The following is a 19,948-nucleotide window of genomic DNA, read 5'->3' on the forward strand; positions in this document are numbered from 1 at the left end:
CGGTGGGACCGTCCCTGACGTCTGGGATTGTCGCGGGCCTTCCCTCCATCGCGGGCCTGGACGTGCGCCTGGAGCGCGAGGGCCGGCTGGGGTGGGGGATGGATGCGTCGGGCGTGGGGCTCGCGGTGCGCCGGGGATCGGGCCGGCGGGTGGCGTTCCGGCAGACGGAGGTGGAGCTGCGGCTCAACGCGGGACCGCAGTGGAAGCACGGTCCGTGGACGTTCTCCGGCGCGCTGGAGGCCGGAGCGCTGGCGGTCTTCCAGGGCGGGCTTCCCTCCGATGAGACACGCTTCGGCCTGGAGCCGCTGGCGCTCGTGTCCGGAGGCGTACGTCTTGACGTGCGCGGCGGCGTGTCGATGCTGCTGGGGGCCTCGGTGGGAGGCGTGGTGGCGCGAAGGGAATCAGGCGTGGCGCTGGTGCCCCGGGCCTCCGCGTCCCTGATGGTGGGCTTCACGCTGTAGCGCGAGAGGCGTGGCCACCGCGCCCTGCCAGTCCCGCCCATGCGTTCGAGCCGCTCAATGGAACTGGAGCGCCAGGGGTGGGGACGCGGTCTTCGCCGCGTCATTGAAGTAGCTCACCAGGAGGTCCCGGGCGGCTCCCAGTTCCTTGAACGCCTCTTCAGCGTCTCCCACCTCTCGGGGGGCCACGAAGCGCGCCTGTCGCCGGTACTGGCGGGACAGCACATCCATCACCGTCTCACGCTCCATCAACTCCTTGAGCGTCAACCCCAGCTTCCGTGCCGCCGCGTGGAGTTCGAGCGAGGTCGGCCCCGTGTAGGCCGGGGTGGAGAGCGAACCGGGCGACCAGGTGATGACGGCGGTCTCCTGCTTCGGGCGCTCATGGGTCTCTTCGAGCACCAGCGGCAAGCTGGTGCAGCCGGCGAACCCGAGGCCCAGGAACAGCATCTCCATGTACCCCACGAACAGCGGTGCCGCGGCATCACACACGCCCACCATCTCCGCGATGACCGGCTCCCGGGGCGCCAGCTTCTGCAGATCCGCCAGGATGAGCCACACGGCCTGGGCCCCCACTGCCGCCGTCAAATCCCAGGGGGTCTCATCGTCTGTCGCGGCGACGCCCAGCTCGGAGAAGGAGAGCCCGATGGACGGATCGAGCTTCGGGCCCTTGTGCAGGACGCGGCTGTCGACCACCCGCCCCGGCAGGTCGAAGGCGCCCTGCTCGGATTCACATTCGCCGCATTGCTTGGCGAACTCGACCTCGCGCACCGTCTTCCAACTCTTGCCATGGAGGTCGATGAGCCGGGCCACGTCGCCCAGGTTCCTCTTGCCCAGGCTGTCCGAGAACCCCTTCAGGTTGATGCTCGCCAGGGAGTTGCCAGCACGCGACTTGGGGAAATACGTCAGCAGATCCCCCACGCCTTGCACCTTCTCACGCAGGTCGCGCCACCGGGTCCGCTCCGCGTGCAACCGGGTGTAGGAGAATCCCAGGAAGAGTGCCCGGTAGACCGAACACAGGGCGAAGCAGTTGGCGCGCTGATGCGACTCCTTGGAGGCGACGATGGCCGCGATCCCCGCGATGAGCTGGTCGCACAGCTCGCCCGCGAGCGCTTCCTCGCTGAGGCCCGGCAAGCGCCGCTCCCTCAGCGGCGTTTCATAACGCTGCCGGAGTTGTTGGAGGGCCCCCGACAGCGTCTGGCCCAGTTGCGCGTCCGGGTCGACGAGGGTCACTGCCTGCGCGGCCACGCTCTTCAAGGTCCGCACCTGCTTGGTGCTGCCCGGAAAGGAAGCGAACGTCAGGAACTCACAGAACCCGAAACGAATCCCGATCTCCAGGCTGGCACGGGCGATGACCGCGTGCGCGTGGGCGGAAGGCTTCGTCACGGACTGTCCCACGCCGGTATCGAGGATCGCGTTGAGCGGCCCTGGACCGTTCCTGGCGACGAACAACGTCTTCATCGCGCCGTACCAGCGCTCACCGATGGGGTTGATCGGATTCCTGCCGTCGCGCAGGCCATTCTTGTAGGCCTTGAAGTCATACACCTGACCGAACTTCCCGTCGTAGGGCACATTCAGGTCGACGAGGATTCCGCGCAGCTCCTCGAGCCTGGGGCCGTGGTCCCTCAGGAATGACTGGAGAGAGGTCAGAGCCCCAATGCCCAGGTTCCGTGGATTGGCGACCGCGTCATAGTCCTTCAGCGCGCTGTAGGCCCGGAGGCAGCTCCGGAGCGCTTCGATGCCCCGGCAGTTCGCGCAGCCGAAGCTGCCCGACATGCCCTCGGCGATGTGCTGGTGGTGCTCACGCATCTGCTTGATGCCGGAGCGATCGAGGAACCGACTCAGCCGCGTCGAGGTGAACGGCGTGTCCTTGCTGTAGCTGTAATCCGGAACAGCAAGGTGTGGCAGGTTCAAGTGCCTCGTGCGCACGCGGGCCTCGCGATGGGGGGAGGAGGGGCAATGACTCGTGCCCATCCTAGACGACTTGCCGGCCCTGCCGTTCACGAAGGTGCCTGGAAGCCCGGGCCTCCGGAACGGAGCTCTGAACTTCGAGGAACGGGGGCGAGGACCCCGAGCTCCCTCCTCTTCAGGGTGGCTTCGCGCAAGAGCCTGGGTTCCGGATAGAAGGCTCCTGCTGATTCTTCCGTTGGAGGCTCCCGTGTCCGTGCGCCGTCACCCGCTGCTCTTCGCCACGCTGTGCTTCACGCTGGGGTGCGCGGGTTCGCGTCCTGCCGCGCCGCCGCCCGCTGAACCCGGAGCGCTGGAGCGGGTGGCCCTGGTGCATGGGGGCGCGGGACCGTGGGCGGTGGCGGGCTATCGCATGGGGGACTTCGCGCTCCAGCAACTGGGGTTGCCCCGGGGCAGCTTCAAACTGGAGGTCGTCCACCACAGCCCGGCGCTGGTGCAATACACCTGCGTCGCGGACGGAGCGGCGGCGGCCACGGGCGCGAGCCTGGGCAAGCTCAACCTGTCGTTGGTGACGACACCCACGCCGGAGGCCGTCGCGACCACGTTCCGCAATCGCGCCACCGGCCAATCCCTCACCCTGCGCCCGTCCGCGAGCTTCGTGCAGCGCTTCAAGGACGTGCCGCGCGAGAAGCTGGGCGATGCGGGCCGCGAGGTCCTCGCCCTGCCGGACGCGGACGTCTTCGAGACCGTCGCTCCAGCGCCTTGAGCCTTCCCGACGTGTTCATCCACGGGTGCGGAACCTGAACCGGGCCGCCAATCACAGCCACGACATCGCGCCCTTCACGCGGTGAGCGGCCCTCCTGCTCCTCACAAGGGGCTGACGCTGGCCATCGAAGAGGTTACACCTCGCCCATGCCCCGGACGGATGGTGTGACGACAGGCCGCGGACGGCGTGAGGTGAGGCAGGCCTGCCTTCCCCTGCTCATGGCCCTCTTCCTCCTGAGCGCCTGCACGGAGGCGGTCCCTCCGGCCTATGTGCGGTTGTCCGGCCCGGCTCCGACCCTCGCGGGTGTTCCGGCGGACGGGGCCCAGCTCCTGGTGTTCTGGGCCGCGTGGTGTCCTCCGTGCCGTCAGGAAGCTCCTGGCCTGCGGGCCCTGGCTCGCGACCCACCCCAGGGCTTGCACGTCGTGACGTTCGGCCGCGATGCCTCCCTGGAAGAAGTGTCCCGCTTCTTCGACGGCCGCGTGCCGCCGGAACTCAACCTGCGATTGGATGAGGGCGAGGCGGCCACGCAGGCCCTGGGGGCTGAAACCCTGCCCACCAGCATCCTGGTCGTGGAGGGTCGCCTGGTCGCCCGGTTCACGGGCCCCCGGAAGTGGGACGCCCCCGAGATGCGACGCCTCCTGGAGCGGTTGATGAAGGAACGGCAGGCCCCCGCCGCTTCGGCCCCGCTGCGTTGACCCCGGCCACCCGGTGCTCATATAGAAAGAGCCTCCCGCGCATGCAGACCCTCTTCCGACTCATGGCCGTCCTCCTGGTGCTGACGACGGGCGGCGTCTTCCAGACGCTGGCCTACGCGACCGGGGCGTCCACCGCATGTTCGCAAGAGGCGGATGAGGACTGCACGGACTGCACGGCGTCCTGTGGCCTGTGTGTCCGCTGCCCCCAACCCGCGAGCCCGACGGTGGAAGTCCTTCTGCCCCTGGCGCCCGTGCTGGTGGCGGAGCCGGTGCACGGGAGCATCGTCCATCCGGTGCTGACCGCTCCGTTGACGGACGTCTTCCAGCCGCCCAGAGCCTGACAACGGCCATCGACGGGGGACGTGTGTCCTCTGTCTGGCCTTCGCCACGCCTCGCTTCACCCCCGTCCACGTTCCCCACGCGCTGATTGCGTGGGGTTTCAACGCCGCTGCCCTCCATCGCGAAGGCTGGCCCGTCCGTGTTGGGACGGGCCTTCCCCTTCGCGACAAGGAGGGCTCGGCAGGAGTCCACATCCATGCGTTCGTTCCGCTCGCTCGTCGTCCTCTCCGTCCTGTCCATGGCCCTCCCTGTCCTCGCCGAAGAGGCGCCCCCCACGTCAAAGCCCACCGGCGAAGCCCCGAAGCCCACGTGTGAGCATGGGGTCCACAAGGCGCTCTGCACCCGCTGCAACCCGAAGCTGTCCGCCGTCTACAAGTCCAAGGGGGATTGGTGCGCGGAGCACGAACGGGCCGAGTCCCAGTGCGTCCTCTGCAATCCGAAGCTCGCCGAAAAAGGGGTGAAGTGATGGTTGCCCGCACCGCTCGGATCGCGCCAGCCCTCTTGCTCGTCATCTTCGGAGCGGGTTGCGCGAAGGAGTCCCATTCCGCGCCCGCGGAGGTGGCGTCCACGACCGGTGCGGGCGCCCCTTCGGCCTCGGCGCAGCCTGCCCAGATGAAGCTGTGTCAGCACTCGGTCCCGGCGGAGCTCTGCACCCGGTGCAATCCGGAGTTCGTGGAGGTCTTCAAGGCGCAGGGCGACTGGTGCGAGGCGCACGGCGTGCCGGAGTCCCAGTGCCTCCAGTGCAACCCGAAGCTCACCTTCACGGCCCAGGTACCCCAGGACTGGTGCGCGGAGCACTCGGTCCCCGAATCCAAGTGCACCCGGTGCAACCCCGTGCTGGTGACGAAGTTCATCGAGGCGGGGGATTACTGCCGCGAGCACGGCTTTCCCCTGTCCGTCTGTCCCATCCACCACCCGGAACTCGCGAAGGCAGCGGGGGCGGGCACCATCGCGCTGCCGCGCGTGCGCCTGGCCTCCGCGGAGACGGAAACCGACACCGGCCTGCGCACGCAGCGGGTCGAGCGAAAGAAGCTGGCGCGGACGCTGGAGGTGGTGGGGCAGCTGGACTTCAACCAGAACCGTCGCGCCTTGCTGTCCGCTCGGGGCGAAGCGCTCATCCTGGAGACGCGGGGGGATGTTGGCGACGAGGTGAAGGCCGGACAGCCGCTGCTGACGCTCGCCTCCGCGTCGGTGGGGGAAGGCCAGGCCCAACTGGCGGCGGCGGCGGCCCGTGTGGTCGCCGCCCGGTCGGTCGTCGAGCGTGAGCGGCACCTTGTCTCCAGGGGCATCTCCGCCCAGCAGGCGCTGGAGGCCGCCGAAGCGGAGCTGGCCGCCGCGCACGGGGCGTCCGAGAGCGCCCGCGCGACGCTGGGGGCGGCGGGTGCGGCGCCTTCAGGAACGGGGGGACGCTATGCCCTGACGTCCCCCTTCGCGGGCACCGTCGTGGCGCGCAACGCCACCATCGGTCGCAGCGCGGTCCCCGGTGAAGTCCTGTTCGAGGTGGCGGACCTCTCCACCCTGTGGGCCTGGCTCGAGGTGCCGGAGGCGGAAGCGGGCTCCGTGCGTCCCGGACAGAAGGTCGTCCTCTTCTTCGAGGGGCAGCGGGGGCCACCGCGTGAGGCCACACTCAGCCGTGTCGCCAGCTCGGTGGATCCGCGCACGCGCACGGTGCGCGTGCGCGTGGAACTGCCCAACCCGGAGGGAAGGCTCAAGGCAGGGGGCTTCCTGCGGGCGCGGATCCAGGTGTCCGACGAGAAGGAGGTGCTCCTGGTGCCCCAGGTCTCCGTGCAGCGCGCGGACGGCAAGAGCCTCGTCTTCGTCAAGACGGGCGCCGGCCTCTTCGAGCCCACCCAGGTGGAACTTGGCGATGCCTTCTCCGACTCCGTGGAGGTGGTGAAGGGACTCGCTTCCGGAGCGGAAGTCGTCACCACGGGGGCCTTCCTCCTCAAGACGGAAGTGCTGAAGGACTCCATCGGGGCGGGCTGCTGCGAAGAGGGAGGCGGGTGAGCCGGCCATGCTGACCCAGACCATCGACTGGTCCCTCAAGCACCGCGGGGTGGTGCTCGCGGCCACGTTCGCGCTCATCGTCTCGGGCCTCCTCGCCTTCCGCGACCTGCCCATCGACGCGCTCCCCGACACCACGCCCACCCAGGTCCAGGTGAACGTGGTCGCGCCAGCCCTCACGCCCGTGGAGGTGGAGCGACAGCTGACCGTTCCCATCGAGCAGGTCCTCGCGGGCCTGCCGGGACTGGAGGAGCTGCGCTCGGTCTCCAAGTTCGGCCTGGGACAGGTGACGCTGCAATTCAAGGAGGGCACCCAGGTCTGGTTCGCCCGGCAGGTCATCAACGAGCGGTTGGGAGCGCTGGAACTGCCCGCCGGGGTGGCGAGGCCTACGCTGGGCCCGGTCGCCACGGGCCTGGGGGAAGTCTTCCACTACCTGGTGAAGAGCCGGACGCAGAGCCTGGAGGAACTCGGGGCGCTTCATGACTGGGTCATCGCTCCGCAACTGCGCAGCGTGTCCGGCGTGGCGGAGGTCAACACCTGGGGCGGTGCCGAGCGGCAGTGGCACGTCATCGTCGACCCGAGGCGCCTGCAGAAGTTCGACCTGACGCTCGGGGACGTCTACCGCGCCCTGGAGGCGAACAACGCCAACGTGGGGGGCGGGGTGATGGAGCAGGGCGGCGCCGCGAGCCTCGTGCTGGGCGTGGGCGTCCTGGAGGACGGCACGCAGGTGGGCGACGTCGTCATCGCCGCCCGGCAGGGCGTTCCGGTGCTCGTGCGGGATGTGGCCCGGGTGGAGGTGGGCCGTGAGATCCGACGCGGTGCGACCACCGCGGACGGGCAGGGGGAGGTGCTGCTGGGGCTGGGCTTCATGCTGATGGGAGAGAACTCCCACACCGTGACCGCGGCCCTGGCGAATCGCCTGGAGGAGCTGAAGAAGGGCCTCCCCCGGGACGTGACGGTGGAGCCCGTCTACGAGCGGACCGAGCTCGTGGACCTGGTGATCCGCACCGTGGAGAAGAACCTCTTCGAGGGGGCGCTCCTGGTCATCGCGATCCTCTTCCTCTTCCTGGGCAACGTGCGCGCCGGGCTCATCGTCGCCGCGGCCATTCCCCTGTCCATGCTCTTCGCGTTCAACGGCATGCTGCGTTTCGGCATCGCGGGCACGCTGATGAGTCTGGGTGCCATCGACTTCGGCCTCGTCGTCGACTCCTCCGTCATCCTGGTGGAGAACGCGGAGAAGCGGCTGGCGGAGGAGAAGGGCGGACGCAGCCTCCTGGAGGTGGTCCGGGATGCGGCCGTGGAGGTGAGAAAGCCCACGCTCTTCGGCGAGCTCATCATCATGGTGGTGTACCTGCCCATCCTCACGCTGGAGGGGGTGGAGGGAAGACTGTTCCGGCCCATGGCGCTGACCGTCATCCTGGCCCTGCTGGGCAGTGCCCTCATCTCCATGACGCTGATGCCGGTGCTCGCGTCCTTCGCGTTGCGCAAGGCGGCTGCGCACGCGCACAGGGAGCCCTGGCTGGTCCGCGTGCTCAAGCGGGGCTACCGGCCGCTCCTGGACCGGGCCCTCGGGCATCCCCGGGGGGTGCTCGGTGCCGCGGTGCTCCTGGTGCTGGGGGCGGTGCTTGGGGCCACGCAGTTGGGACGCGAGTTCATCCCCCGGTTGTCGGAGGGCACCGTCGTCATCAACACCGTGCGCCTGGCGGAGGTGTCGCTGTCGGAGTCGGTCCGCTACGGAACACAGTTGGAGAAGGTGCTGCTCGCGAAGTTTCCCCACGAGGTGAAGCGCGTGTGGACGCGCACGGGTTCACCGGAGGTGGCCACGGAGACGATGGGCATCGAACTCGCCGACGTCTTCATCACCTTGAAGCCTCGCGAGGAATGGAAGCGGGCGGCGACACAGGACGGGCTCGTCGCGGAGATGAAGGCGGAGCTCTCCGACATGCCCGGCATGCGCATGGCGTTCCTCCAGCCCATCGAGATGCGCGTCAACGAGATGGTGGCAGGCGTGCGCAATGACGTGGGCATCAAGCTTTTTGGCGACGACCTGGATGTGCTCAAGGCCAAGGCGAAGGAGATGGAAGCCCTGGTGCGCGCCATTCCTGGGGCGACCGACGTCACCGTGGAGCAGGTCACGGGGCAGCCCGTCCTGGAGGTGGTGGTGGATCGCGCGGCCATTGCCCGCCATGGCATCCCCGCGCGCGACGTCCTGGATGTCGTGGAGGCGGTGGGCACCCGGAAGGCAGGTGAGGTGCGTGAAGGGGAGCGGCGGTTCGACCTCGCCGTGCGCCTCACGGAGGACTACCGCGAGCGGCCCGCGAAGCTCGCGACGGTGCTGGTCGCCGCGCCCGATGGAGCACGGATTCCCCTGGGGCGCCTGACGACGATTCGCGAGGTGTCCGGCCCCACCACCCTCCAGCGCGAGTGGGGCAAGCGGCGCATCGTGGTGCAGGCCAACGTGCGCGGGCGGGACCTGGGCGGCTTCGTCGCCGAGGTGCGCCGGACGCTGGAGGAGAAGGTGGCGTTTCCTCCCGGCTACTTCCTCCGGTATGGCGGGCAGTTCGAGAACCTGGAGCGCGCCCAGTCACGGCTCCTCGTCGTGGTGCCGGTGGCGCTCGCGCTCATCTTCGGGCTGCTCTACCTCACCTATCGCCGCGTGCTGGACGCGGTGCGCATCTTCATGGGCGTCCCTTTCGCGCTGGTGGGAGGGGTGCTGGCCCTGCTGGTGCGAGGCCTCCCGTTCTCCATTTCCGCCGCGGTGGGCTTCATCGCGCTGTCGGGCGTGTCCGTGCTGGGAGACATGGTGCTGGTGTCCCGGGTGCGCCAGTTGCTCAACTGGGGCCGTCCACTGCAGGAGGCCCTCCGCGAGGCGGCGCTCTCGCGCCTGCGGCCCGTGCTGATGACGTCCTCGGTGGCTGCCATCGGCTTCCTGCCCATGGCGCTCAACACGGGCGTGGGGGCCGAGGTGCAACGGCCCCTGGCCACGGTGGTGATTGGCGGAATCCTGTCGTCCACCTTGCTGACGCTCGTGGTGCTGCCTGTCCTCTACTCCGTCTTCGGTGCTGGCGCGGATGCCACCCGTGAAGGCGGGCCGAAGGTGGACGAAGGGGAGCACGGTGAGCAGGTGAAGCCGGTCGTGGTGTGAAGGGTGACGCTCGGTCCTGATGCAGCCCGCGAGGCTCCGGCTGCCCGAGGCCCGGCTCAGACGGCGACGAGCACGATGGCCAAGAGCGGCAGCAGTCCCTGGACGAGGCTGGCCGTGAAGAAGCGGCGGTTGCTCGTCACCAGCACCAGGGCGGCCAGCAGCATGCACGCGCAGCCAAACATCACGACCGCCACGCCCGACGCGACCGACGCGGTGTGCACCAGCGCCACGCCGACGAAGACTCCCAGCGCGAGGAACAGGTTGTAGAAGCCCTGGTTCAGCATGATGGGCTTCGCCACGTCCGCGTCCGACTGCGACTTCAGCCCGAAGCGCTTCCACACCTTCGGCTGCGGGAAGAGGATGCTCTCCATCACGAAGAACAACACGTGGATGAGCGCTGCGATGACCGCGAAGACCTGTGCCAGTGGCGACATGATGACTCCCCCTCCGGGGTGGGCTATTCTGTACCAGTCAGTTCCGAATCCATATTGAAACGGTCGGTTCAGAATTGTCAAGGAGGGTGACGTGGCGCGGACGCGTGCGTTCGATGAGACGGTGGCGGTGCGGGCGGCGCTGGGGGTGTTCTGGTCGCGGGGCTATGAGGCGACGTCGCTCGCGGACCTGGAGTCCGCGACGGGGCTGAACCGCTCCAGCCTGTATCAGGCGTTCGACAGCAAGCGGGCGCTGTTCACGCGCGCCGTGGCGCTGTATCTCCAGGAGGTCATCGCGCCCCGGCTGGGGGTCTTCGCCACCGGCACGCCGGGCCTGGAGCAGGTGACGACCTATTTCGAATCGCTCGCGACGACGATGGGCACCGCGCCGCCGGCCCTGACGCGGCGGGGGTGCCTGCTGGTGAATACAGCGACGGAGCTGGCCCCTCACGACGCGGAGGCCCACCGGGCGGTGGAGGACTACCGCGCCCTCTTGAGCGGGCACCTGACGCGGGCCCTGGAGGGCGCGGCCCGGGCAGGAGTCATGCCCCGGAAGACGGTGGCCCGCCGCGTGGAGCTGCTGGTGGGGGCTGTCATTGGCGTGCTCGTCACGGCCCGCGTGGACCCCTCCGCCGCGGCGAAGCTGGCCCGGGCGGCGGCGAGCGAGGTGGCGGGCTGGGCAGGGTAGGGAGGGGCCGGGCTTGTCCGGCCCCTGAAGACTGCTACAAGGGCGCGCGTTACCCCCCGAGGCGCCGAAGTGCCTCCGTCCCCCGAGGCCCCGATGGATTTCTCCGCGCTCGCGCTGTCGCCCCCGCTGCTCCAGGTGTTGGAGGAGCTGGAGTTCCGCACCGCCACCCCCATCCAGGCGCAGACCATCCCGGTGTTGCTGCAGGGCAAGGACCTCGTGGGACAGGCCCGCACGGGCAGCGGGAAGACGGCGGCGTTCGCGCTGCCCATCCTGCAGAAGGTGAAGCTTACGCAGGACCGGAGGCTCCAGGCGCTGGTGCTCTGCCCGACGCGTGAACTGTGCGCGCAGGTGGCTGGCGAAATCCGACGGCTGGCGCGGCGGATGCCCGGCGTGCAGGTGCTGCCGCTGGCGGGCGGGTCGCCCATCAAGCCCCAGGTGGAGGCGCTGGAGAAGGGCGTGCACATCGGCGTGGGGACGCCCGGGCGCATCCTGGACCTGTTGGACCGCGAGGTGCTGGACCTGCGGCACCTGGCCACGGTGGTGCTGGATGAAGCGGACCGGATGCTGGACATGGGCTTTCGCGAGGACATGGAGCGCGTGCTCGGCGCGACGCCGTCGAAGCGGCAGACGGTGCTCTTCTCCGCGACGTTCCCCGACGACATCGAGAAGCTGAGCCGCGCGTTCCAGAAGGACCCCGTGCGGGTGTCGTTGGCGCAGGAGGAGGCGGCGCCGGACATCCAGCAGGTGGCGTACGCGTGCCAGCCGGAAGAGAAGCTGGGGATGCTGCTGCGCATCCTGAAGCAGCACCAGCCCATGTCCGCCATCGTGTTCTGCAACTTCAAGGCGGTGGTGGTGGAGGTGACGCGCGAGCTGGTGAAGGCGGGCGTGAGCGCGGACGGGTTGCAGGGCGACCTGGAGCAGTTCGACCGGGACCGGGTGATGGCGAAGTTCCGCAATCACAGCACGCGCGTGCTGGTGGCCACGGACGTGGCGGGCCGGGGCATCGACGTGGAGGCGCTGGACGCGGTGGTGAACTACGAGATGCCCCAGCAGCCGGAGGCGTACGTGCACCGCATCGGCCGCACCGGACGCGCGGGCCTGCGGGGCCTGGCCCTCTCGCTGGTGACGCGCTCGGACAGCCGGAAGGTGGAGGACATCGAAGGCACCACGGGCGTGAAGCTGGAGAAGGGCGACGTGGAGGCGCTGGTTCCGGAGAACACGCCGGGCGTGTCGCTCATCTCCGGCTGGGAGACGCTGTCCATCTCCGCCGGCCGCAAGGACAAGATGCGCCCGGGCGACATCCTGGGCGCGCTCACCGGCGAGGCGGGCGGGCTGGCCGCGACGGACGTGGGCAAGATTGAAATCCACGACCACCACGCCTTCGTCGCCGTCTCCAAGCGCGTGGTGAAGGTCGCCTTCCAGCGCCTGAGCGAAGGCCGCATCAAGGGGCGCAAGCACCGCATCGAGCGGGTGAAGTAGGGAACTACTAATCGACTGCTATTTTAGTAGTAAATTGGTAGAACATCGCTGATGCGAATCCCCGCAACCCCTCCCGACCTCCAGGCCTTCCTGCAGGCGGTTGCTCGAACTGGAACCGAGAACCTCATCGCTTTGTTGGGGCGTAGTTCGATTGGTCCGGAGATTAACGGTCGATACCTGCATTGGGACGAGCTTCGGCGTCATCCGACTCCCGAGGGCATGGGGCTGGAGGAGTGGTGGTACCGAGTGATGACCGCCCGCGCCGCGCTCAGCGTCACTCTGCCGCTTCTGGACAAGACCGGTGGGTTCTTCTCCTTCGCGCGTCCTGACAGCCTCCTGGCTGGGCTTCACCAGCTCGACCGTGAACTCGGCAAGGGGGTTGAGCTGGCGGACCCTCAGTTGGCCAACCCGGATGTTCGTGACCGGTACATCGTTCGATCCTTGATGGAAGAGGCCATTACCTCCAGTCAGCTCGAGGGCGCCTCCACGACGCGAAAAGTCGCCAAGGAAATGCTGGTGCAGGGACGTCCGCCGCGAACGAAGGACGAGCGGATGATCTTCAACAACTTCCAGGCCATGGAACTGTTGCGCAGGAAGTCGAATGAGCCCCTGACGACCTCTTTCCTGCTTGAGCTGCACGAAACCATTACGCACGGCACGCTCGAACCTGGCGAAGAGGGCCGCTTACGGCGCGGCGAGGAGACCATTTCGGTACAGGACCGGGGAAGTGGAGAGATCCTCCATGTTCCACCGGATGCCCGTGAGCTGCCTCTTCGGCTGAAGCAGCTTTGTGCATTCGCGAATCACCCTGGGGGCAGCGTCTTCGTCCATCCGGTCGTACGCGCAATAGTGCTCCACTTCATGCTCGCCTATGACCATCCCTTCGTTGATGGCAATGGGCGCACTGCGCGAGCTCTCTTCTACTGGAGCATGCTCCGACAGGGCTACTGGATCGCGGAATTCATCTCTATCTCCAGGATCATCCAACGCGCCCAGATGCAATACAGTCGCGCGTTCCTCTTCACAGAAACGGACCGCGGAGACGTCACCTACTTTCTCCTCCACCAACTGGATGTCATCCAGCGGGCCACCGAGGACCTCTACGCCTATCTGGCGCGCAAGGGGCAGGAGGTGAAGCAGGTGGACCTGATTTTAAAGGATGATCCGAACTTCAACCATCGCCAGCGCGAATTGCTGCTCCATGCAATTCGTCACCCGGCCGCACGCTACGATATCCAGTCGTACCGGCGTCAGCATGGGGTTGTCTACCAGACTGCTCGGCAGGATCTGCTCGACCTTGAGGCGGCAGGTTTTTTGAACAAAACACGGACTGGACGCGCCTTTTCCTTCTCCCCCGTCGCGCAGCTCGAACGGCTGCTCAAGGCTTACAAGCCTTGAGCCCACGGGGCGTCACCCCGGCACTCGCTTGCTTTCCGTGCGTGTCGGCGGTGGTCCTTCTGCGTGCTTCGCCAGCGCTTCGGCGATCTGCGCTTCCTTCCAGCCGGGGTCCAACACCGGGCAGAAGTAGCCCGGACCCGCGCGCTCCCGCACCGCCCAGGCGAAGAAGTCCTGGGCCAGCGCGTGCACCTCTTCCGGGAGGAAGAGCGCCGCGACGTCGTACTCCGTGAAGCGCAGCAGGCCCGGCACGCGCCACTCCCGCTCCCAGTCGAAGCGGTAGTTGTAGGGCGCGTTGTGCGCGTCCCCCTGGATGTCCACGAAGGGCGTCACCGCCCACACGGGCTCCTTGTGCGGCTCCTTCGCCGTCAGCGCTTGAGCCAACTGGTGCTTCATCGCCAGGTGCGCCGGGGAGCCGTACTGCACGTACCAGACGGGGCCTCCACCCTGCGACAGGATGAAGCTCTTGCGGAAGGCGATGCCGTACAGGCTCCGGCGCTGCACCAGACGCCCCAGCTGGTCGATGGGGATCTCGCTGAAACACACCGAACGGCTCCGGTCCGCCACCTTCGCTTCCCGCCGCGCGATGCCAAAACCCTCCGCGCCCGGGATGAGCGTGCGCGCTCCCAGGATGCTCATCATGTTCTGGTAGGCGTCATGGTACGGGGGCCCGGGCTTCGTGAAATGCACCACGAAGTCGGACATGTCCCGCCATTGCGCGTTCGCCTGATACCCGAGCATCGACCGAAAACCCCCGGGGGAGTCTCCCGGCCCGGTCACCTCTTCGCAACCCGACTTGGCAGGTTGTCCCGGCGCCTGCCCGCCCCTCGTGCGGACAGCCTGCTCAGGGCTGGGGGCCGGGCGCTGGAACCCTCGGCCGCGACAACTGCATGAGCGCCAGCCCCGCGAGCACCGCCAGCGAAGCGACCGCGGCCTCGCGCGCGCTCGCGCCAAAGGCCACCAGCGTCAACCCCAGCACCAGCGTGGGCACCGCGAGCAGCGCGTGCGCCGGCCTCAGGTTCCGCTCCCGCCGCAGCGACAACACCGCGAGCGCGGCAGCGGTGACACCGAATTGCATCAGCACCGCGATGGCGGACAGGGCGAAGAGCTCCGACAGGTCGCCCATGTTCACGAACCCCATCACCAGCACCCACGTCACCAGGAGCGCCCGCATCGGCACGCCCGACGCGGACATGCGCTCCAGGCCGAACAGCGACCGCTCTCCGGAGGCCAGCGCGGACAGGTAGCGCGGCGTCGTCACCAGCGTCCCCAGGCAGATGCCCAGCGCGGACACGCTGGTGCCCGCGTTCACGAAGCGCTCCAGCCCCCTGCCACCCCAGACGCCCGCCGCCTGCACCAGGGGCGCGCTCGCCTGCGCGAGGCCCGGCAGCGCCGCCACGCAGGCCCACGTCAGCCCCACGTACAGCAGCATCGCCACCAGCAACGAACCCACCGTGGCCAGCGGCACCGTGCGCTCCGCCGAGCGCACCTGCCCGGCGATGACCGGGACGATTTCAAAGCCCTGGAAGGCGAACATCACCGCGAGCCCCGCCTTCAGCCAGGAGCCTCCCGTGGCGGGCAGGGGCGACGGCAGCTCTCCGGGGGAGGGCAGGAAGAAGAAGGCCCCCAGCAGCGCCACCAGCGGCACCAGCTTGAGCACCGTGAGCGCCGTCCACGTCCTCGCCGACACGCGCATCCCGGTGGCCACCAGCGCCACGAGCCCCGTCACCAGCGCGGAGGCCAGGAGGCGCTCGCCCACCGGCCCCGCCAGTCCCAGCGATGGCGCCAGCGCCCGCGCCAGGCCCGCGTTCACCGCGGAGGCGCTCAGGAAGGCGCTGACGTAGGCCACCCAGCCGACGAGGAACGAGGCCCGCTCGCCGAACGCCGCGCGCGCGAAGACGACGGGCCCGCCGTCCGCGTCGAACCTCCGCCCGAGCACCGCGAACGCGAGCGCCACCGGCACCAGCGCGAGCCCCGTCACCGCGAAGGCCCACACGGCGCCCATCCCGGGGGCCTGGGCCGCGACCTCCGCGGGCGCGAAGAAGATGCCGACGCCCACGATGCCGTTGACGCCCAGGGCCAGCAGTTGGAAGGGACCGACGGTGCGCTTGGGTTCGGCGTCAGCAGGAAGGGTGGGCACGGCCCGCAGTTCACTACACCCGGCCGCGCGGCACCATGGGCACCCTGGCTTCCGTACTCACGGATGGGAGAGCAGCAGGCTGAGCGCGGCCATGCGTCCGGACGCGGAGTCCTCTCCCAGGGACTCCGGAATGGCGAGGTGCACGTTGTCCTCGCGCTGGTCCCCGCAGGCGCGCGTGCCGCTGTAGTGCTTGCGGTCGCGCTCGATGATGAGGTTGTAGCCGCACGGCCCCACCGAGCCCGTCAGCTCGTCCGGACTGAGCGTCAGCGACGAGGGCTGGCCCGCGAAGTTGCCGGCCATCTCCACCACGCCCGGCCGTTCGCGCACGGAGAGGTTCACCGGCTCCTGGCCCACGGTGCCCTGGATGCGCTGGTCGGACAGCTTCAGGTCCACGGGGCGCTGGAAGGCCTGTCCGCGCAGCGCGTCGTTCGTCATCCGCAGGCGCAGGTCTGGACCCTGGAGGCCTTGCGCATCCACGCTCGCGCGCACGGTCGTCCGGGGTGTCTTGAGCTCCACGATGTCGTCCGTCTTCTTCGCGACGGCGGATCCACCCGCGAGCAGGGCGGCGACGGTGAGGATGCAGGCGGTCTTCATGCTCCAAAGCTGGGGCGTCGGGCCACGCGACACCAGGGCCACGCCCCGGCTGCTCGGGGGGCTGCGTCCGGACGGGGCGGTCCCTCTGCTCCAGTTCCATGGGACGCCGTGATATCGCTGCGAGCGTGTCCCGCGCGCGCCTGCTGGCCCTCCTCGTCACCCTCGTCGCCCTCCTGGTCGCCGCATGGCAACGCTTCCAGGCGGTGGAACGGCTGTCGCAAGACTTCGACGAGGCGACCTACCTGCCCATCGCCTACACCTACGCGAGGATGCTGGACCAGGGACGCTGGCGCGACGTGGGCGCGCTGCGCGAGAACTTCGAGCACCCGCCGCTGGTGAAGCTGCTCTTCGCGCAGGCCGTGCGGACGGCGCACGCCCCCGAACCCGACTGGCCGAACGTGCCCATGGGGCAGCCCCTGCCTGACGCCGCGCGGCCCGCCTTCCGCGTGACGCGGGGCCTGTCCGCGGTGGCTGGCGTCCTCCAGGTGGGGCTGCTCGCGACCGTGGATCCGTTTGGCGCGCTCCTGCTGGCGTGGGATCCGTACCACACGAAGTACACATCCCAGGCGTACCTGGAGGCGGTGCCCGGGCTGCTGGCGATGCTCGCGTTGCTGGCCTTCGAGCGCGCGCGACGGGGCCCGGGTGGCTTCGCGCTCGCGTGGCTGGGTGTGTCCGGCGCGCTGCTGGGACTGGCGGCGGCGGGGAAGTATCCGTACGGGCTGGTGGGCGGGCTCACGTTCCTGCCGTTCCTGGTGACGGGCGCGCGGACGCGGTGGCGCGCGTGGGCCGCGTTCGTCGTGCCCACGGTGGCGGTGTTCCTGCTCGCGAACCCCGCGCTGTGGTCCTCGCCGTTCGCGTCGCTGTGGGATTCCGTTACGTTCCACTGGGACTACTCGCACAGCGAACACGTGCGGAAGAGCGCGCTGCCCTGGTATCAGCCGCTCGCGTTCCTGCTGGACCCGTGGCTGCCTCGGTCGCAGGAGGGCATCTACCTCACGTCCTTCAACACGTGGACGCTGCTGCCGCTGGCGGTGGTGGGCGCACCCCGGACATGGCGCGAGCGGCCCGTATGGGCGGTGGGCGCCGTCGTGGGGCTGGTGTTCCTGCTGCTGTGGAGCACCAAGTGGCCGCAGTACCTGCTGCTCGTCATCCCCGCGCTGTGCGTCTGCGCGGGTTCGGGCGTGCGGACCGTGTTCGGCTGGGGCTCGCGGCTCGTGCACCGGGCCCGCGCGCGGCGCGGCTTCAGCGCAGGTGCGTGAAGACGTTCAGGGACGCGGGCAGGTGCATGTTCGAGGAGGGCAGGAGGCACGTCAGCTTCGCGCCCCCCGGAAGGGGCAGCCAGCCCGTTCGCAGCAGCACGGATGCCGGGAGGCCGGGGCTTCGCAGCATCCCGGCGCAGGCCACGCCCCGGCGCGCCATGTCCTGCATGACGGCTTGGAGCAGCCGCTGCCGGTCGCCGCAGGACACGGAGTCCTCGAAGGCCACCAGGTCCACGACCTCCGAGGTGACGGAGTGGGAGCCCTGGCCCGTCAGCTCGAGGCTGTAGGTGTTCACCAGCCCCTGGACCTCGCCGTCCTGTTCCAACACGAAGGTGCGCGGCACGTCCTGGTACTGGAGCTGGTGCGCCAGTCGCTCCGTCGTGTAGGCGAAGCCCAGGGTCACCGGTTGCATCATCCGCTGCACCAGGCTCATGCAGCGATTCAGGTCGTTGCGGTGATAGGGCCGGATGCCCGTGGTGTCCGTCTCGCGGTAGCCCTGCCGGAGGAAGGGGCGCGCCAGCGTGAGCAGGTTGCGTTGGGTGTCCGTGAACGCCCCCCGGGCCAGCGCTCGCGCGTCAAAGACATACGCCCAGAGCCCCAGCCCGTAGATGTGGCGCTTGTTCCAGGTGTGCTTCCAGAACCCCGCTTCGCGCACGCCCGTCGTCACGCAGCCGAGGGAGAGTCGGGCGCCAAGGTCGCGGTGGCGACGCAACAGTTCCCGCGCCAGCATTCCGGCGACGCCCTCGTTCCGGTGCGAGTCCGCGACGGTCGCCCGGCTCCCATGGGTGCCGTCCACCTCCAGAGCCCCCAGGCGGATCCGGGCGGGTTCCGCGAACAGCGTCCCCACCAGCGTTCCCTTGTCATACGCCGCCAGCAGGTAGTCGCGAGGGGCCTGTCCGCCCCGGAACAACAACCAGTCGATGAAGCGCGAGTTCCAGACAGGCAGTGCGGTCGTCTTGCCGTAGCTGGATTGCCAGACGCGGTTGATGAACCAGGACGCCTCCGCGGCGTCACCTTCGAACGTGCGAACCTCAACCATGGCGCCCTCCCGAGGAGGGGCTGGCGCGGCGCGAAGGGGTGGGCGCGACAGGCCGCCCCCCGACGCGCCGCGGTTCCTGCGACCTTCGCCCCGGCATGGATTCCATGCAGGGAAGTTAGGGAGCGCTTGAGTGTGGGTAAGCGGCCCCCGAGTGCATGGGGGAGGGGCCGTCAGTGTTCAGTGCGCCGCATCCGTGGCCGAGCGCGACGAGACTGTCTTCGACTTCTCAGGGATTGCCCAGGGACGCAGGCCCGAGGAAGAAGTCCGCCATCACCGCGCCGTGGTCGGAGCCGCCGTAGCCGTTGCCTTCGCGCGCCACGCGGAAGGAGCCAGCGACATAGGCGCCGCCGGCAGGAGCCAGGTAGAGGTGGTCGATGGCCTGGCGCTGGTTGGAATAGACATACGTCCAGATCTCGGTGACGGGCCGGTCGCTGGAGACGCGCAGCAGGGCTCCGTCCAGCTCCATCTGGTTGAGCGCCTCGGAGCCGGGGACGTCGTTGAGGTCTCCGCCGAGCACCACCAGCGCGTCCGGGAATGCCTTCGCCACGTCCGTGACGATCTCCCGGGAGACGGTGGCCTCGGCGATGCGGCGGCCCGGATCATCGTCCACCTTGGAGCGGAAGTGCGCCGCGAAGACGATGACCTCCGCGCCACTCACGTTCAGGTGCACCTCCAGCAGCTCGCGTGAGAAGCGCGTGGCGGAGCCGTCCGGGCGGTAGATGTAGCGTTCGCGGTGGCGGCGCACGTCGATGATGGGGTGCTTGGAGAGGACCGCCACGTCCACCGACGCCGCGGTGTGGATCTCCCCCAGCTGCGCGTGGCCGAATCCCGGCGTGCGACGCTGGAGTTCGTCCAGGGACGCCTGGGTTTCAACCTCCTCCAGCAGGACCACTTCTGCGTTGAGCGCGGTGATGGCGCGGGCCAGCCGCTCCGCCTGCTGTTCGAACTGCTCCTGCGTGGGCAGCTCCTCGTAGTTGGAGCCACCGCAGGAGCCTGTGTCGCACACGGTGTCGAAGAGGCGGTGCACGTTGTACGCGGCGATGCGCACGCGGCCGGCGGACCCTTCCGGAGGCGTTCCGCCGTCGGGCGTCGAGCAGGCGCTGGAGAGACAGGCGCCCGCGTCCGGAGGGGGCAGGGCCTGCGTGGGGCGGCCATCACATCCCGCGAAGGCGAGGAGCAGGCCGCACAGGCCGAGGTTGGAGCGGAGCGAACGGGGGCGGAAGGGGAGCCGCGACGAGGGTGACATCGGGGCGGCAACCTAGCACCGCCTCCCAGGGCGCTCGCGCGCGGACCGGACCCGAATCGTCCAACGCAGCGCGGCTCATGCGCCCGCTGCGACCGGGAGTCCGTGCGGGACCGGACGTGCCGCGTCCGGGCTTCCCGCGCCGACCGCTCACCACGCCAGCGGGGCCGTTCATCGCGCGGACCGCCGCCCGGGCTCCCATCGCGCCGACCGGCCACGGGAGGACTGGCGCCGTTCGCCCGGGGTCCCCGACCGCTCGTCCCCGAGGCCACCAGCCGGGCCGACGGGCGTGTGCATGCTGTCTGCATTCCGAGCCGCTGAACGCGCTTCGAGGTTCCACCGCCATGACCCCGTCCCTGCCCATGTCC

At 69.2% G+C, this 19,948-nt stretch carries 18 protein-coding genes; 11 read left to right on the top strand and 7 right to left on the bottom strand.

Features of this window, described 5'->3' with window-relative positions; translation table 11 throughout:
* A partial coding sequence (locus D7X74_RS43110; protein ID WP_158622291.1) for a hypothetical protein occupies window positions 1-461 on the top strand: 461 nt, incomplete at its 5' end.
* A 54-nt stretch (window positions 462-515) separates the two neighbouring features.
* Here D7X74_RS43110 and D7X74_RS25145 read toward each other — a convergent pair.
* Window positions 516-2,369 (bottom strand): hypothetical protein, encoded by a 1,854-nt coding sequence (locus tag D7X74_RS25145; RefSeq protein WP_120535539.1) that lies wholly within the window; start codon window positions 2,367-2,369, stop codon window positions 516-518.
* Window positions 2,370-2,613: 244 nt separating this feature from the next.
* On the opposite strand from D7X74_RS25145, the gene D7X74_RS25150 reads away from it, so the two are divergent.
* The 6 genes from D7X74_RS25150 to D7X74_RS25175 all read left to right on the top strand — a co-directional run bounded on the left by D7X74_RS25150 (window position 2,614) and on the right by D7X74_RS25175 (window position 9,312).
* Window positions 2,614-3,129, top strand: coding sequence for an FmdE family protein (locus D7X74_RS25150; RefSeq protein WP_120535540.1), 516 nt, complete (start codon window positions 2,614-2,616; stop codon window positions 3,127-3,129).
* Window positions 3,130-3,347: 218 nt separating this feature from the next.
* Window positions 3,348-3,824: a TlpA disulfide reductase family protein gene (locus D7X74_RS25155; protein WP_120535541.1), complete on the top strand. Its 477-nt coding sequence runs from the start codon at window positions 3,348-3,350 to the stop codon at window positions 3,822-3,824.
* A gap of 41 nt (window positions 3,825-3,865) precedes the next feature.
* Window positions 3,866-4,165: a hypothetical protein gene (locus D7X74_RS25160; RefSeq protein ID WP_120535542.1), complete on the top strand. Its 300-nt coding sequence runs from the start codon at window positions 3,866-3,868 to the stop codon at window positions 4,163-4,165.
* A gap of 194 nt (window positions 4,166-4,359) precedes the next feature.
* Complete coding sequence (locus D7X74_RS25165) at window positions 4,360-4,629, top strand: hypothetical protein (RefSeq protein ID WP_120535543.1); 270 nt, start codon at window positions 4,360-4,362, stop codon at window positions 4,627-4,629.
* A complete protein-coding gene (locus D7X74_RS25170) occupies window positions 4,629-6,170 on the top strand; it encodes an efflux RND transporter periplasmic adaptor subunit (RefSeq protein WP_120535544.1) in 1,542 nt (513 codons plus the stop codon). Before D7X74_RS25165 ends, D7X74_RS25170 begins: the two co-directional genes overlap by 1 nt.
* 7 nt (window positions 6,171-6,177) lie before the next feature.
* Window positions 6,178-9,312: an efflux RND transporter permease subunit gene (locus D7X74_RS25175; RefSeq protein WP_120535545.1), complete on the top strand. Its 3,135-nt coding sequence runs from the start codon at window positions 6,178-6,180 to the stop codon at window positions 9,310-9,312.
* A 56-nt stretch (window positions 9,313-9,368) separates the two neighbouring features.
* On the opposite strand, the gene D7X74_RS25180 is transcribed toward D7X74_RS25175, so the two are convergent.
* Window positions 9,369-9,746: a DUF1304 domain-containing protein gene (locus D7X74_RS25180; protein ID WP_120535546.1), complete on the bottom strand. Its 378-nt coding sequence runs from the start codon at window positions 9,744-9,746 to the stop codon at window positions 9,369-9,371.
* A 91-nt stretch (window positions 9,747-9,837) separates the two neighbouring features.
* On the opposite strand from D7X74_RS25180, the gene D7X74_RS25185 reads away from it, so the two are divergent.
* The 3 genes from D7X74_RS25185 (at window position 9,838) to D7X74_RS25195 (ending at window position 13,308) form a co-directional block, all read left to right on the top strand.
* Window positions 9,838-10,431: a TetR/AcrR family transcriptional regulator gene (locus D7X74_RS25185; protein ID WP_120535547.1), complete on the top strand. Its 594-nt coding sequence runs from the start codon at window positions 9,838-9,840 to the stop codon at window positions 10,429-10,431.
* Window positions 10,432-10,524: 93 nt separating this feature from the next.
* Complete coding sequence (gene dbpA, locus D7X74_RS25190; protein WP_120535548.1) at window positions 10,525-11,910, top strand: ATP-dependent RNA helicase DbpA; 1,386 nt, start codon at window positions 10,525-10,527, stop codon at window positions 11,908-11,910.
* Between the two features lie 51 nt (window positions 11,911-11,961).
* Window positions 11,962-13,308 (top strand): Fic family protein, encoded by a 1,347-nt coding sequence (locus tag D7X74_RS25195; RefSeq protein WP_120535549.1) that lies wholly within the window; start codon window positions 11,962-11,964, stop codon window positions 13,306-13,308.
* A 12-nt stretch (window positions 13,309-13,320) separates the two neighbouring features.
* Here D7X74_RS25195 and D7X74_RS25200 read toward each other — a convergent pair whose 3' ends face one another.
* The 3 genes from D7X74_RS25200 to D7X74_RS25210 all read right to left on the bottom strand — a co-directional run bounded on the left by D7X74_RS25200 (window position 13,321) and on the right by D7X74_RS25210 (window position 16,039).
* Window positions 13,321-14,010, bottom strand: a complete 690-nt coding sequence (locus D7X74_RS25200) for an abortive infection system antitoxin AbiGi family protein (protein WP_233595507.1) — start codon at window positions 14,008-14,010, stop codon at window positions 13,321-13,323.
* A 139-nt stretch (window positions 14,011-14,149) separates the two neighbouring features.
* Window positions 14,150-15,445 carry an APC family permease gene (locus D7X74_RS25205; protein WP_120535551.1) on the bottom strand — a complete coding sequence of 432 codons (1,296 nt, stop codon included), beginning with the start codon at window positions 15,443-15,445 and terminating at the stop codon, window positions 14,150-14,152.
* A 57-nt stretch (window positions 15,446-15,502) separates the two neighbouring features.
* Entirely contained in the window at window positions 15,503-16,039 is a 537-nt protein-coding gene (locus D7X74_RS25210; protein WP_120535552.1) for a hypothetical protein, read from the bottom strand.
* A gap of 125 nt (window positions 16,040-16,164) precedes the next feature.
* Between D7X74_RS25210 and D7X74_RS25215 the strand changes: the two genes are divergently transcribed.
* On the top strand, window positions 16,165-17,298 hold the full coding sequence (locus D7X74_RS25215; protein ID WP_120535553.1) for a hypothetical protein: 1,134 nt from the start codon (window positions 16,165-16,167) through the stop codon (window positions 17,296-17,298).
* Here D7X74_RS25215 and D7X74_RS25220 read toward each other — a convergent pair.
* Both D7X74_RS25220 and D7X74_RS25225 read right to left on the bottom strand, forming a co-directional pair.
* Window positions 17,282-18,337, bottom strand: coding sequence for a GNAT family N-acetyltransferase (locus D7X74_RS25220; protein WP_120535554.1), 1,056 nt, complete (start codon window positions 18,335-18,337; stop codon window positions 17,282-17,284). The two genes, D7X74_RS25215 and D7X74_RS25220, sit on opposite strands and share 17 nt — an antisense overlap.
* Window positions 18,338-18,563: 226 nt before the next feature.
* Window positions 18,564-19,583, bottom strand: a complete 1,020-nt coding sequence (locus D7X74_RS25225) for an endonuclease/exonuclease/phosphatase family protein (protein ID WP_120535555.1) — start codon at window positions 19,581-19,583, stop codon at window positions 18,564-18,566.
* Window positions 19,584-19,948 lie beyond the last annotated feature (365 nt).

The organism is Corallococcus sp. CA047B, assembly GCF_003612065.1.
In the GTDB taxonomy this organism is placed as follows: domain Bacteria; phylum Myxococcota; class Myxococcia; order Myxococcales; family Myxococcaceae; genus Corallococcus; species Corallococcus praedator.

Bases quoted from the DNA above. Each gene is read 5' to 3' on its own strand.
- D7X74_RS25225 (WP_120535555.1), bottom strand. From the start codon at position 19,583: ATGTCACCCTCGTCGCGGCTCCCCTTCCGCCCCCGTTCGCTCCGCTCC.
- D7X74_RS25155 (WP_120535541.1), top strand. From the start codon at position 3,348: ATGGCCCTCTTCCTCCTGAGCGCCTGCACGGAGGCGGTCCCTCCGGCC.
- D7X74_RS25170 (WP_120535544.1), top strand. From the start codon at position 4,629: ATGGTTGCCCGCACCGCTCGGATCGCGCCAGCCCTCTTGCTCGTCATC.
- D7X74_RS25165 (WP_120535543.1), top strand. From the start codon at position 4,360: ATGCGTTCGTTCCGCTCGCTCGTCGTCCTCTCCGTCCTGTCCATGGCC.
- D7X74_RS25210 (WP_120535552.1), bottom strand. From the start codon at position 16,039: ATGAAGACCGCCTGCATCCTCACCGTCGCCGCCCTGCTCGCGGGTGGA.
- dbpA (WP_120535548.1), top strand. From the start codon at position 10,525: ATGGATTTCTCCGCGCTCGCGCTGTCGCCCCCGCTGCTCCAGGTGTTG.
- D7X74_RS25200 (WP_233595507.1), bottom strand. From the start codon at position 14,010: ATGTCCGACTTCGTGGTGCATTTCACGAAGCCCGGGCCCCCGTACCAT.
- D7X74_RS25175 (WP_120535545.1), top strand. From the start codon at position 6,178: ATGCTGACCCAGACCATCGACTGGTCCCTCAAGCACCGCGGGGTGGTG.
- D7X74_RS25160 (WP_120535542.1), top strand. From the start codon at position 3,866: ATGCAGACCCTCTTCCGACTCATGGCCGTCCTCCTGGTGCTGACGACG.
- D7X74_RS25220 (WP_120535554.1), bottom strand. From the start codon at position 18,337: ATGGTTGAGGTTCGCACGTTCGAAGGTGACGCCGCGGAGGCGTCCTGG.
- D7X74_RS25180 (WP_120535546.1), bottom strand. From the start codon at position 9,746: ATGTCGCCACTGGCACAGGTCTTCGCGGTCATCGCAGCGCTCATCCAC.
- D7X74_RS25195 (WP_120535549.1), top strand. From the start codon at position 11,962: ATGCGAATCCCCGCAACCCCTCCCGACCTCCAGGCCTTCCTGCAGGCG.